This is a genomic window from Streptomyces sp. NPDC001401, assembly GCF_042895385.1.
Taxonomy (GTDB): Bacteria; Actinomycetota; Actinomycetes; order Streptomycetales; family Streptomycetaceae; genus Streptomyces.
On the sequence record NZ_JBIAWI010000013.1, the window covers coordinates 157,104 to 169,879 of the forward strand.

Annotated in this window: 12 protein-coding genes; 3 read left to right on the forward strand and 9 right to left on the reverse strand. The window is 72.6% G+C overall.

Annotation, left to right across the window (positions count from 1 at the left end):
* Positions 1 to 17: 17 nt before the first annotated feature.
* Complete coding sequence (locus tag ACFY10_RS35825) at positions 18 to 1,076, reverse strand: nitrous oxide reductase family maturation protein NosD (RefSeq protein WP_390669416.1); 1,059 nt, start codon at positions 1,074 to 1,076, stop codon at positions 18 to 20.
* Between the two features lie 208 nt (positions 1,077 to 1,284).
* Between ACFY10_RS35825 and ACFY10_RS35830 the strand changes: the two genes are divergently transcribed.
* Complete coding sequence (locus ACFY10_RS35830; RefSeq protein WP_390669531.1) at positions 1,285 to 1,896, forward strand: response regulator transcription factor; 612 nt, start codon at positions 1,285 to 1,287, stop codon at positions 1,894 to 1,896.
* A gap of 25 nt (positions 1,897 to 1,921) precedes the next feature.
* Here the strand turns inward: ACFY10_RS35830 and ACFY10_RS35835 are convergent, their stop codons facing one another.
* From ACFY10_RS35835 to lanKC, 7 genes are all read right to left on the reverse strand, one after another.
* A complete protein-coding gene (locus tag ACFY10_RS35835) occupies positions 1,922 to 3,742 on the reverse strand; it encodes an ATP-binding cassette domain-containing protein (protein ID WP_390669417.1) in 1,821 nt (606 codons plus the stop codon).
* Positions 3,739 to 3,912 (reverse strand): hypothetical protein, encoded by a 174-nt coding sequence (locus ACFY10_RS35840; protein ID WP_390669418.1) that lies wholly within the window; start codon positions 3,910 to 3,912, stop codon positions 3,739 to 3,741. Before ACFY10_RS35840 ends, ACFY10_RS35835 begins: the two co-directional genes overlap by 4 nt.
* Entirely contained in the window at positions 3,909 to 4,073 is a 165-nt protein-coding gene (locus ACFY10_RS35845; RefSeq protein ID WP_390669419.1) for a hypothetical protein, read from the reverse strand. Before ACFY10_RS35845 ends, ACFY10_RS35840 begins: the two co-directional genes overlap by 4 nt.
* Positions 4,070 to 4,234 carry a hypothetical protein gene (locus tag ACFY10_RS35850; RefSeq protein ID WP_390669420.1) on the reverse strand — a complete coding sequence of 55 codons (165 nt, stop codon included), beginning with the start codon at positions 4,232 to 4,234 and terminating at the stop codon, positions 4,070 to 4,072. The genes ACFY10_RS35845 and ACFY10_RS35850 overlap by 4 nt, the downstream gene beginning before the upstream one ends.
* Positions 4,231 to 5,961, reverse strand: a complete 1,731-nt coding sequence (locus tag ACFY10_RS35855; protein ID WP_390669421.1) for an ABC transporter ATP-binding protein — start codon at positions 5,959 to 5,961, stop codon at positions 4,231 to 4,233. Before ACFY10_RS35855 ends, ACFY10_RS35850 begins: the two co-directional genes overlap by 4 nt.
* Positions 5,962 to 6,045: 84 nt before the next feature.
* Positions 6,046 to 6,213, reverse strand: a complete 168-nt coding sequence (locus tag ACFY10_RS35860; protein WP_390669422.1) for a SapB/AmfS family lanthipeptide — start codon at positions 6,211 to 6,213, stop codon at positions 6,046 to 6,048.
* Positions 6,173 to 8,785, reverse strand: coding sequence for a class III lanthionine synthetase LanKC (lanKC, locus tag ACFY10_RS35865; protein WP_390669423.1), 2,613 nt, complete (start codon positions 8,783 to 8,785; stop codon positions 6,173 to 6,175). The genes ACFY10_RS35860 and lanKC overlap by 41 nt, the downstream gene beginning before the upstream one ends.
* Positions 8,786 to 9,010: 225 nt before the next feature.
* On the opposite strand from lanKC, the gene ACFY10_RS35870 reads away from it, so the two are divergent.
* Positions 9,011 to 10,186: a cytochrome P450 gene (locus ACFY10_RS35870; RefSeq protein WP_390669532.1), complete on the forward strand. Its 1,176-nt coding sequence runs from the start codon at positions 9,011 to 9,013 to the stop codon at positions 10,184 to 10,186.
* 217 nt (positions 10,187 to 10,403) lie between these two features.
* Positions 10,404 to 11,276, forward strand: a complete 873-nt coding sequence (locus tag ACFY10_RS35875) for an isocitrate lyase/phosphoenolpyruvate mutase family protein (protein ID WP_390669424.1) — start codon at positions 10,404 to 10,406, stop codon at positions 11,274 to 11,276.
* 32 nt (positions 11,277 to 11,308) lie between these two features.
* Here the strand turns inward: ACFY10_RS35875 and ACFY10_RS35880 are convergent, their stop codons facing one another.
* Positions 11,309 to 12,769 carry a tryptophan 7-halogenase gene (locus tag ACFY10_RS35880; protein ID WP_390669425.1) on the reverse strand — a complete coding sequence of 487 codons (1,461 nt, stop codon included), beginning with the start codon at positions 12,767 to 12,769 and terminating at the stop codon, positions 11,309 to 11,311.
* Between the last annotated feature and the right edge of the window lie 7 nt (positions 12,770 to 12,776).

Here is a 12,776-nt window from a genome sequence, read left to right on the forward strand (position 1 = left end):
GGGCCATGACCGACGGGTCAGCACAGTCCCGCGGGCTTGGACGCCCGGCAGGCGTTGTGCTCGAAGGTGTTGCCCGTGCCGTGGTCCGAATTGATCAGGTCCGCCGGGGAGTTGCCATGGAGCACGTTGTCGCTGATCCGGTTGCGGTCGCTGGTGACGTTCACGAAGCTCTTGAACAGGACGATGCCGCCCGACAGAGACGAGTCGCCGACGTTGTCCCTGACCACGTTCCGCGTCACCAGGGTGTCCTCGGCGCCGGTCAGGACGATGCCGGAGCCCTGCAGTGCGTCCAGCCGTGCCGTCTTCGGGCACGACTTGTTGTTCCGCACGACGAGGTTGTCGCTCACGGTCAGGGCGCCCGCCTTCGGCTTGTTCTCGTCACCGACCACGAACACCGCGGCGCAGTTGGCGGTGAGGCGGTTGCCGGCGACGGTGAGGTTCCGCAGCCGGCGGACGGTCAGGCCGACCCGGTTGCCCTCCAGCCGGTTGTGGGCGATCAGCATGCCCCCGGTGTCCGTGGCGCCCGCCTCATCCTTGATGGTGTTGGCGAGGAAGACACCCGCGTCGCCGTTGTTCAGGGCGCTGTTGTCCTGGATCAGTCCGCGGACCGAGCGCTCCTGGGCGATACCCCACACGCCGTTCGCCGCAGCGGTCACGTTCTGCACGACCAGGTGGTCGGTGGCCATGGCGAAGACCCCGGTCCTGGCAAAGCCGGTGACGGTCAGCGAGGCGACGGTGACGCCCTCGAGGTTACGGTCCTTCGTGCCCACGACACAGATGCCGTTGCCGCCCTCGGCACAGCTGTTGGCGGCCTTCTTCACGCTCGGTTCGATCACTGTGCTGCGCCCCATGCCCCGCAGGGTCAGCCCGGGCGTGGTCACCTTGACGCTCTCGTGAAACGTGCCGGGGGCCACAAGGACGGTGTCTCCGGGCTGGGCGGCGTCCACCGCCTTCTGGATCGACTGGCCCGGCCAGACCACATGGAACGCATGACGGCCGGCCGGCGGAGCGGCCCCCAGTCCCGTCCCGACCACCACTGCGGTGCACATCATGTACGTAAAGCGGTATTTCTTCATATTGCGAACGCTATGACCATATAGGCCGCTTACCTGCTGGATAAGCCATTCGGCGGCGTGTCCTGCGCGCACCCTGCGCCTGCCGTGGGCCCGGGGCGGGGCGGCGTCCGTCAAACAGGTCGATAACCGGAGATACTTCGTCCGGCGCCGTCGGAGTGTCCGGGGCGTGTCGCGCGAGCAGGCCGAGGCGGGCCGGGCGGGAGCGATGTTGATCCGTGTTCTTCTCGTCGAGGAGACCGACCTGGTGCGGGGGGCACTTGCCGCCCTGCTGACACGTGAGGAGGACATCGAGGTGGTCGCGGCGTCACCGGGGTGCGGGCAGGCCGTCACACGGGCGTTGTCGTACCGGCCCGATGTCGTCGTCATCGACTGCGACGGCAGTGCCGGTGAGGACGGGGCGCTGGGCACCTCGCAGGAGCTGAGCCAGCGGCTTCCGGAGTGCCGGATCCTGCTGGTGGCCGGTGCGGCGACGCCCGAGTATCTGCGCCAGGCGCTGGCGCTGCGCATCGCGGGTCTCATCGGCAGGAACAGCCCCTGCGACTTCTTGGCACAGGGCGTGCGCAAGGTGGCGGCGGGCGAGCGGTTCATCGACCCGGAGCTGGCGCTGCTGGCGCTGTCCTCGGACAGGAGCCCGCTGACCCCCAGGGAGCTCGAGGTGCTGCGGCTGACGGCGGACGGCACACCGACGCGGGAGATCGCCGACCGGCTGTCGCTGTCGGTGGGAACGGTCCGCAATCACCTGAACGCGGTCTCCAGGAAGACCGGTGCACGCAACCGCATCGACGCGATCCGGATCGCCCGGCAGTCGGGATGGCTGTAGCCGCGGCCGCCGTCGGCCGTCCGGCTCACCTCCCCTTCCGGTAGGCGAGTTCACCGTCGGCGCCGGGCCGAGCCGCCGCGGGGAAGGCCGGTCGCGCCGTATCCGCTGGTCCGTCCCAGTGGCCGATCAGGTCGCGGTAGAGGGCGCAGTCGGCCATCAGCCGGTCGTGGGTGCCGAGGCGGCAGTGCGAGCCGTCCAGGACGAGGACGAGGTCGGCTCGCAGGGCGGAGCTGATCCGGTGGGCGCAGACGATCAGGGTGGCCGGACGGCAGGCGAAGGCCCGTTCGGCGACCGCCTCCGCGGCCGGGTCGAGATGGCAGGTGGCCTCGTCCAGCACGACCAGCCGGGCCGGCGGCAGCAGGGCCCTCACGAGGGCGATCAACTGGCGCTCACCCGCGGAGAGCACGGCAGGGTCCACGGTCGCGTCGTAGCCGCCGAGGCGCCGGACGAGCGCCTGCGCACCGATGGCACGGACCGCCGCGTCCAGCTCGGGCGGAGTGGCCGCCGGCTGGAGATAGGCGAGATTCTCGCGCAGGGTGCCGGTGAAGACGTAGGCCTCCTGCGGGATCAGCACACGGGACCGGGACAGCCGGCCACCATCCAGCTCCCGTACCGGCACACCTCCCAGACGGATACGGCCGGCCCGCGGTTCGAGCACCCCGGCGACGAGCGCGGCGAGGGTCGACTTGCCCGCCCCGCTGGGGCCGACGACCGCCAGGTGGGTGCCCGGCGCGAGGACGAGGTCGAGATCCCGGACGACCGGTTCGGCGGCACGGGCATAGCCGAAGGTGACCCCGCACAACTCCACACGGCCGTCGCGGGGCTGCCGTGTCATGGGGGAGGGGGCGGGTGTTCCCGGGCCGGCGTCGCCGGGATCCGCGGCCCCCGTCGCCTTCGGGTCGGACGCTTCCAGGATCCGGGTCAGGGTGACCAGCAGCCACAGGCCGCTGCCGCCGAGGCCCTGGACGAAGCCCCGCAGAGCCGGCTGCAGGGCCTGCGAGACGTAGGTCAGCGCGCCCAGGATCGCCCCGGTCGTCACGCCGCCGCGGACCAGCCAGGGGGTTCCGGCGAGGATGAGCACGATCGGCAGCCAGCCGCCGACGCCCAGCGCGGCGGTCCGTACGGCGGTGAGGCGGGCCAGTGCGCGGGCCGCGCTCGCCGCCGCGTCGATGCGGGCGCCGACCCGAGCGCGTACGACGTCCTCGGCGCCGCAGGCCGTGACGTCCCGCAGCCCCTCGGCCACCGCGCCCACCTGCTCGGCGATGGCCTCGTCGGCCAGCACGACCGCGCGCTGCCGGGCCGCCATCGCGCGCAGGGCGAGCAGGAAGAGTGCAAGCCCGGCCGCGAGGGGCGGCAGCACGAACAGCAGGAGGGCGGGATCGAGTACGGCCAGCCCGAACAGCACGCTCACCGCCGTGACCGAGAAGGTCTGGACGAACATCACGATCGCCCCGTACGACTCGCGGGCGATCTCGACCTGTTCGGTCAGCCGTGCCACGCCCGCCGTGTCGGCCGGTCCGGCCAGGCGGGCGGAGCGCTGCAGCGTGCCCGTGGTGACGAGGGTGACCAGGTCGTCGCGGAACGGTTCGACGACGTCGGCCAGTTGGAGCGTGGCGTGCCGGGTGCCCCAGGCGCCGAGCAGGACGGTGCAGGCCAGCAGCCCCAGCCAGCCGAGGCCCTCGGCGCTGCGGCCGGCGAGGAAGCCGTCGTCGACGGCCCGGGCGACCAGCCAGCCGGACACCAGCGCGGGCACCGCCTGGACCAGCGACCAGCCGGTGAGCCGTACGAACGCGCGGCGCCGGGCGCGGAGGGTGGAGCGCAGCAGGCTGTGTGCCGTGCGGTTCATCGCGGGCTCCCGTCCGGTGGCGGGTTCGGGCCGAGGGCGGCTCGGGCGACCTGTCGGCCGGACTGCAGCGCGGGTATCGCCTGGAGCAGCGACCAGCCGGTGAGCCGTACGAACGCGCGGCGCCGGGCGCGGAGGGTGGAGCGCAGCAGGCTGTGTGCCGCGGGGTTCATCGCGGGCTCCCGTCTGGCGGCGGGTTCGGGCCGAGGGCGGCTCGGGCGACCTGTCGGCCGGACTGCAGCGCGGGTATCGCCTGGAGCAGCGACCAGCCGGTGAGTTGTACGAACGCGTGGCGCCGGGCGGGGCGCAGCAGGCTGTGTGCCGCGGGGTTCATCGCGGGCCCCCGTCCGGCGGCGGGTTCGGGCCGAGGGCGGTTGGGGCCACCTGTCGGCCGGACTGCAGCGCGGGTATCGCCTGGAGCAGCGACAAGCGGGTGAGTTGTACGAACGCGTGGCGCCGGGCGGGGCGCAGCAGGCTGTGCGCCGCGTGGTTCATCGCGGGCTCCCGTCCGGTGGCGGGTTCGGGCCGAAGACGGCCCGGTACTCCGGGTTCGCCCACAGGGCGCGGTGTGTGCCCTGGCCGCGGACGCGGCCTGCGTCGAGCCAGACGACGTGGTCCGCGCGGGCCGCGGTGGACGCCCGGTGGGTCACCACGAGCCGGGTACGGCGGGCGAGCCACCCGGACCCGGTGAGCACCTGGCCGATGTGGTGCTCGGTGACGGTGTCGAGACCGGCCGTCACATCGTCGAGTACGAGGAGACGGCCGCACGGGCCGGCCTGGACGAACGCGCGTGCCAGGCCCACCCGTTGGGTCTCCCCGCCGGACAGCGGGGCCGTGGCCGGCCGGGTGCCGTACCCCTCGGGCAGCGTCTGGAGGAAGGTGTCGGCGCGTGCGGCGGTCGCCCCGGCCAGCACCTCCGCGGGCGCAGGGCTCCGTGCCCCGAACCCGATCGCGTCGGCGTACGTCTCGCCCAGCAGCACCGGGCGGTCGAAGCCGTACGCGACGGCCCTCCGCAGCGCCGCACGGTCCACGTCACGCAGCGGCACGCCGTCGAGCAGTACCTCGCCCGCGTCCGGGTCGGCCAGCCGCCCGGCCAGCGCGGCAAGCAGGGACTTGCCGGATCCGGAACGCCCCACGACGGCCGTCAACCTGCCTGGTGGCGGGGCCAGGTCTACTCCGTCCAGCACCGTGCCGCCCTCGGCCGTGCGGACGGTCACCCGGCGGAACTCAAGCCGGCCGCCGCCCCCGGCGGGCAGTCGCGCATCGCCGTACGCCACCGTCGGTTCGGCCAGCACCTCGGCGACGCGCCCAGCGGTGGCACGGGCGAAGGCGAGCCGGTGCGCCGAGGCCACCAGGGAGCTCACGCCCGTGGCCAGCAGGACGTACTCGCTCGCGGCGAGTGTCTGACCCGGTGTGATGCGGCCCCGGGCGAGTTCGAGGCCGGCCACCGCCAGCACGGCCACCTCCAGCAGGGGGACGACCGCCGCGTCCCGCGCGGAGACCCGGGCGTACGCGCGCCACATCCCCATGCCGTGGCGGTGCAGCTCCGGCAGCGGCTGCAGGATCCGGTCGGCCTCGCGGGCCGTGGTCCCGGCGGCGGCGATGGAGCGGATGCCGGTGAGGGCGTCGACGAGCCGGGCGGCGATACGGCCCTGCGTGGCGAAGTAGCGGTCGTTGACGTCGGAGACGTCGCGGACGAAGGCGCGGACCACCAGGACGACCAGCGGCAGTCCGGCGAGGAACGTGAGACAGAGCCAGGGGTCGATGAGGGCCAGTGCCACCACGGCCCCGACCGGCGGGATCAGTTCGGTCACCGCCCACACCAGGCCCGACGGGGCGCTGCCGGTGCGGGCGGTGTTGCCCACCAGGCGCGTCACCAGATCGCCGGGAGTGTGGCGGCGGGTGGCACGGGTGCCCATGCCGAGGACGTGCCCGAGCAGGGAGTGCCGCAGCCACGCCGTGGAACGGGAGTTGGCGACCGCGCCCGCGTAGTCGTCCGCCGCGTCGCAGACCACAAGAAGCGCGACGGCGACGGCGGACAGCGTCAGCCACAGGGTGGCGTCGCCGCGCCCCAGCACGGCGTCGACCGTGCGGCCCATGACGGCGGGCAGGACGACGTAGACCCCGGCGAGCAGAAGGGACGTGGCGGCCAGGACGCCGCCCCAAGAGCCGCCCCGCCGCGCCGCCGTCAGCAGCAGACGGTCCGCCGCACGTCGGTCCACCGGCCGCTCCCGTCTCCCGTCGTCGGATGGTTCCAGCGGAAGGGGCGGGGACACCCGGAGGTGTCCCCGCCGTTGTGGTGTGGACTAGCAAAGCAGCAGGCTGAGGCGGCTGCCTCCGCAGCCCTTGCTGGCACGGCTGCCTGGCGGCGGAGCGGCGCCGGACTCGGTTTCGATGGTGAGGCCCTGCAGTTCGAGGAGCGACATAATGTCCTCACCTCCTCTCTGGTACTCGTGTGGGGACGGGGAAGTCATCAGCCGGCAGGCCGGGCGTCAGGAACGGCAGCCCGGTAGGCCGGGAGTGGAAGGCGGCGCCCAGCGCGAGCAGGACGCCCGCGCCGCCGGTGGCCAGGTCCATGGACAGCCGCAGCAACTGCTCGCCGGGGAAGGCCAGTTGCCCGTCGAGCAGACAGGCGTGGCGGGCGAGCCGGCGTACATGGTCGGCGATCAGGGGGTCCCGCGCGGCGGCCGTGCCGGGCGGGTGCGGGCGGCTGAGGTGGAGGATCATCCCGGCGAGGCCGTCGAAGAGGCCGGGCTCGATGTAGAAGGACGCCCTGGCCGCCTTGCGGATCGCCGCGGCGGCGTCCGAGAACTCCTCGTCAGCGCGGTGGGTCAGGTAGTCCTCGAGCACCATGCCGATGCCCACGCTGCCGTCGGCGAGATAGGGCATGGTGCGCCAGCCCTCGTTCACCTCCATCGACCCCTCCTCCCGCACGACGCAGCGGCGCAGGTCCTGGCGCAGTGCGGTGGCGGCCAGGTCGAGGAGGGCCGGGTCCCGGCTGCGCTCGTACAGGCGCAGGAACAGCAGCGCGGGCCCGGACGCCCCGAACATCAGCCCCGCCCTCGGGTGGGCGCCGCCGCTGGTCTCCGGTACGGAGTCGGCCGGGCCCAGGCGGTCGGCGACGACCTCCGCCACCCGGCAGGCGGTGTCACGGCAGGTGGCGTCGCCGGTGGTGGTCGCGAAGTGCAGCAGGTTGAGGCCGATGCCGGACAGGCCGCCGTTGAGGTCGAGGGGCAGGGGTTCCCACCGTTCGCCCAGGCACGTGTCGAGGACCTTGGCGGCCTCCTCGTGGTGCCCCAGGTGTTCGAGGACGTGGGCGACGCCGTGCAGGCCGTCGTAGAAGCCGAGACGGGTGCCGGGTGCCGGGTCGAGTGCGTGCCGGATCAGCCAGTCCTCGTGGTCGGGACGGCGTCCCGCGCCCGTCACGTCCAGCGCGTACAGCACGCCTGCCGCACCGTGGGCCAGGCCCAGGCCGCCTCCCGGGAGCAGGAACTGCTCGATGTCGCCCGGGAAGAGCCGGTCTTCTCGCTCCGGTGTGGCGGCGGCCAGGACGGCGGAGGCGATCGAGTGCCGCGCGTGCAGCCAGCCCGCTCGGTCGGGCTCCAGCCGGGGCCCGTCGCCCGCCCCGGCGTCGATGCCGCCGTCGCCGGTGATGGTGCGTACGGTCTCGTCGAGGAACCGGCGGGGGATGGGGAAGAGCCGGGCGGCCTCCCTGGCGAGCTGCCCCGCCTTGCCCACGTCCAGTTCGATCAGGCCGGTCAGCGGCAGGAACAGGGAGAGCCGCAGACAGGCCAGCGCGTACCGGTCGATGTCGAAGCCGGTGGCGCCGTGCGGGGCGATGAAGCCCGGCGCGGCAAGGACCTGGCGCCGGGCCTGCGTGACGTCCGCCGCGCCCTCGAAGTCGACCAGCACCACCCTGCCGTCCGGGCGGAGAAGGATGTTGTCCGTGTGCACGTCCCCGATCACGATGCCCCGCTCGTGGACCGCCGCGACCGCCTCCTCCACCTGCCGGTGGATGTCGAGCGCCCAGTCGGTGTAGTCGGCGAAATCGGCGGCGTCCGGGGCCAGTGCGGCGAGCGGATAGCGCTTGACGAACTCGCTGTGCAGGGTCGCGGCCTCGACGAACTCCTCGACGAGGAAGTGGTGGCCGCCCAGCTCGAACTCGTCGCGGAGCGCGGGAACGAAGGGCAGGCCGGCCAGCCGTTCCAGGGCCTCCCGCTCGCGCTGCAGCCGGGTGACGGCGTCCGCGCCGTCGGGGGTGAGCCCCGCGTGCGGCCGCCCCTCCTTCAGGACGACGCGCTCCTGTGTCCGTGTGTCGACTCCCGCGTACAGTCCGCCGCCGTTGGAGAAGTGCAGCGCCTTCTCGATCCGGTAGGGCAGGTCGGCGACGGTGGTGCGCCGGCTCTCCGCGAGGTGCGGTTCGAGGAAGCCGGGCAGCTGCACCCACTCGGGCACCCGGAAGGTCGGACCGCGCACATCGGGCACCAGACGGCCGGAGGGATCCTCCACCGCCTGCTCCAGCACCCCGTCGTCCGACACGCAGTACCGGTCGGCGAAGGCCCCGTACCTGACGTAGAGCGGACCGTCTCCCCAGCGCAGATCGCTGAGAATGTACGGGCCCGGCCGGCCGTCGAGGAGGGCGCCCAGCTCGGTGAGGATGCGCTCGCACTGAGCCTCGTCCAGGGGGTAGACGGTCACGAACTTGCCGCTGGAGCCGCGGTGCGCGTACTTCGCGTTGGCGAGGAACAGGGCGTCCATCCCGGGGAGGAACTTGAACGCGATGCGGCGCGGGACGCAGTAGTCCCACACCTCGTCCAGGATCGACTGCGCGTTGTCCGGACACGCCGAGACGTGGATCTTCCAGCCCTGCCGGGGGAACGCGGTGCCGGTGGGGCGGCACACCACCCAGTCGCCGAGTTCCTCGCGCGCCCACGAATCGGGGAGCCGATGGCCCGCCTGCCGGAAGCGGCCGAGCGTCTGGCCGTGGTGCGGTGCGTCATAGAAATGCGGGTGCGTGAGGCAGTAGATCTCGTACCGCTTGTCCACTGGAGACTCCCGTGGGTTCAGTCCGCCTCCCCGGTAACTCTCACCTCCCACGATGGCAGAAGGCGCAGGCCCGGACATCGTGCGTCTGTCACCGGACGCACGTGGGATTCACACAGGCCCCCTGTGCCGATCGCACACCTCAGGGCTGGGACAATCCTGACCGTAGGCGTTTCGAACCTCCCGAGGGGGCGCGTCATTCCCGCCAAGCGCAACGGTCCCGCACCGCTGAGCGTCGTCGACTCCTTCCCGCTCGGTGCCGCCACCACGCTCGCCGAACTCGCCCGGGATCCCCATCCCCGACTGGCGCTGCTGCGTGCGCACGAGCCCGTGTCCTGGCTGCCGGAGCTGGGAGGCTGGCTGGTGACCCGCCGCGACCTCGCGCTGCAGGTGATGCGGGACGCCGCGACCTTCACCGTCGACGACCCCCGGTTCTCCACCGCGCAGGTCGTCGGGCCGAGCATGCTCTCCCTGGACGGGGAGCAGCACACCCGCCACCGCGAGCCCTTCAACGCCCCCTTCCGCCCTCGGCAGGTGCGCGACGGCTTCGCCTCGTTCATCGAGCAGGAGACCGGGCGGCTGATCACCGCACTTCAGCCGGCGGGCGCCGCGGAGCTGAGACGCGCCTTCGCCGGACCGCTCGCGGTCGCCGTCGTGACCGAGGCACTCGGGCTGGCGGGCGCCGGCACGGACACGGTCCTTTCCTGGTACGACTCCATCGTGCAGTCGGTCTCGGACATCACCGCCGGACACGAGGCGGGGCCCGCCGGAGCCGCGGCGTACGCGGAGCTGCGGGCCGCTGTCGAGAGCACGGTCGCCGACCGGGGCAGTTCCTCGCTGCTGGTCTCCGCCGCCGGGCGGCTGGCGCCGTCCGAGGTGGCGTCCAATGCGGCGGTCCTGATGTTCGGGGGCATCGAGACCACCGAGGCGATGATCACCAATGCGCTGCTGCATCTGCTGCGGCATCCGGATCAACTCGCCCTTGTGCGGGGGGACTTCGAGCTGCTGGACGGTGCGATCGAGGAGTCGCTGCGCCTGGAACCGGGCGCTGCGGTCGTGGACCGGTACGCGGTATGTGACATAGCACTGGGCGCGGCCACCATCCGCCGGGGCGATCTGGTCACCGTCTCCCTGGCCGGCGCCAACCGCGACCCATCCGTCTTCCCCGACCCCGACCGTTTCGACGTCCGCCGTGCGAACGCCCGCCTCCAACTGGCCTTCGCACACGGCCCGCACCACTGCATCGCCGCGCATCTGGCCCGCCTGGAGACCCGCATCGCCCTCCAGCGCCTGCTCGAACGCCTCCCCGCCCTGCGCCTCGACCCGGACCGCCCCACTGCTCCGTACGGACTGGTCTTCCGCAAGCCGCCCGCCCTGCACGTGAGTTGGGACGGTCCGCGCTGAGCGACGATTGCGGCCCGGGCGGCCACCACAGGAGGCGGTACGACCTCCGAACCGGCGCCACACCGCACGGGCCCCGATGGCGAGACCACCTTCGCCACCTCCGGCCGGCAGCCGGGAGTGACGAGGTACCCGGCTCCCGCGCAATGTCGTGGTCTGGGAGTGAGGCGTCGGCGGATTCCGGGTTTCGGCCCGTGCCTCGGGCTCGTAGGTTCTTCACGTGACCATCGACAACAGCAGCAACAGCAGCAACAGCCGAACACGAGCCCAACGCTTCGTCGAGTTGCACCGGGAGGGCTGCTTCCTGCTCCCCAACGCGTGGGACGTGGGCAGCGCTCGCATTCTGGAGTCGGCGGGTTTCCCCGCCGTGGCGACCACGAGCGCGGGCGTCGCGTTCTCGCTCGGCCGCCCGGACCACGACTTCTTCGCCGATGAGGCAGCGGGCCGCGTCGACCGCGAGACGATGCTGCGCCGGGTGCGCGAGATCGCCGACGAGATCACCGTGCCGCTGAGCGCCGATCTGGAGGAGGGGTACGGCGAGGCGCCCGAGACCGTGGCGGACACGATCTCGATGGCACTCGCGGCCGGCGCGGCGGGCGGCAACATCGAGGACTTCACCGGCGACCGCACACGGCCGCTGTACGACCCGGCGCTCGCCGCGGACCGTATCCGCGCCGCCCGCGCCGCCGTGGACACCGGCGGCGACCCCTTCGTCCTGGTCGGCCGGACCGACGTCCTGCTGGTCGGCGGTTCGCTCGACGAGGCCGTCCGGCGCGCCAACGCGTATCTGGCGGCGGGCGCGGACTGTGCGTTCGTGCCGGGTGCCGCCGACGCCACCACCATCGGCACGCTGGTGCGCGAACTCGACGGCCCGCTCAACGTGGTGATGGGGCTGACGGGCGGCACGCTGTCGCTGGACGACCTGCGCGCGCTCGGCGTACGGCGGGTCACGGTCGGCGGCAGCATCGTCCGCGCGATGTACCGCCACCTGCTGAGTGCCGCCAGGGAACTGGCGGACCGGGGCACCTTCTCCTACGCCGACGACCAGATTCCGCAGGCGGACCTCAACCGCCTTTTCCAGCACCGGAGTTGACCGGACCCCCCTCAAGTGATGCCCGTGGGACGTCACTTGAGGGGTGCCACCCACGTGAGCCCGTCCTCCGAGGCCACCAGCCCGCCGGGCCGCACCGGCGTCTCCTCCTCCAACGGGCCGCCGAACACGCCTCGTTCCTGCAGGACCGCACCCTCCTGGAAGACCTGGCGGACGGCGCTGGACTCGAAGAGCGGATTGCGCAGACCGTCGGAGTCCGGGAGGCGGCCCACGGCCGTGTCGAGTTCCGTGGCGGCCGTGGCCAGGCGGGCGCCCGCCTCCCCGAGTCCGTCGAAGGTGGTGTCGCCGGAGGCCAGACCGCCCACCAGTTCCACGAACGCCTCCAGTTCCGTCGCGCCCACGTTGGTGACCTTGCGGGCCTTCCAGAAGTACGAACGCTCGTCCTGGTGCATGTCGTAGAAGGAGACCAGGAACTCGTAGAACAGGCGGTACTCGTGCCGGTAGCGGGCCTCGAACTCGTCGAACAGGCGCCCCTCGTCCAACGTCCCGGCCAGGCCGCTGTTGATGGAGCGGGCCGCGAGCAGGGCACCGTACGTGGCGAGGTGCACGCCGGAGGAGAGCACCGGGTCGACGAAGCATGCCGCGTCACCGGCCAGCACCATGCCGGGGCGCCACAGCCGGGACTTCCAGTACGACCAGTCCTTGCGGACGCGGACCTGGTCGTACGGCACCTCGGTGGCTTGTGGCACCCCCTGGAGGAGGTCGCGGACCTCGGGGCACGAGTCGATCAGCCGGCGCCAGGCCGCCGCCGGGTCCCGCTGTATCCCGGCGGCGTTCTCCCGGCTCACCACCGCTCCCACACTGGTGAGGTCGTCGCGCAGGGGGATGTACCAGATCCAGCCTTCGTCGAACGCGGCGCAGAAGATGTTGCCGTCGTTCGGTTTCGGCAGCCGCTTGCCTCCGGCGAAGTAGCCGAACACCGCGATGTTGCGGAAGAAGTCGGAGTACGTCCGCCTGCCGCCGACCTCGGCGTGGATCCGGCTGCCGTTGCCGGAGGCGTCCACGACATAGCGGGCCCGGGCCTCGCGGTCTTCGCCGCCGGGGCCGCTCCAGCTGACGCCCCGCACCCGCTCCTCGTCGGCGAGCACGCCTTTGACGCGGCAGCCCTCCCTCACGTCGACGCCGACCCGGCGGGCGTTGTCCAGCAGGATCGCGTCGAACCGGGACCGCTCGACCTGGTAGGCGAACGAGGTCGGGTCGGCCAGCCGGGGAGAGAGGGCGAAGGAGAACTGCCACGGATCCCGGTTCCGGCCCCACCGGAAGGTCCCGCCGCGTTTGAGCTTGAAGCCCGCCCGCGCGACCTCGTCCTCGACGCCCAGGATGCGGCACACACCGTGCACGGTGGACGGCAGCAGCGACTCGCCGATCTGGTAGCGGGGAAATGTCTGTTGTTCCAGGAGCAGCACGCGATGGCCGCGCAGGGCGACCGCGGTGGCGGCGGTGGACCCGGCCGGACCACCGCCCACGACGATCACGTCGAAC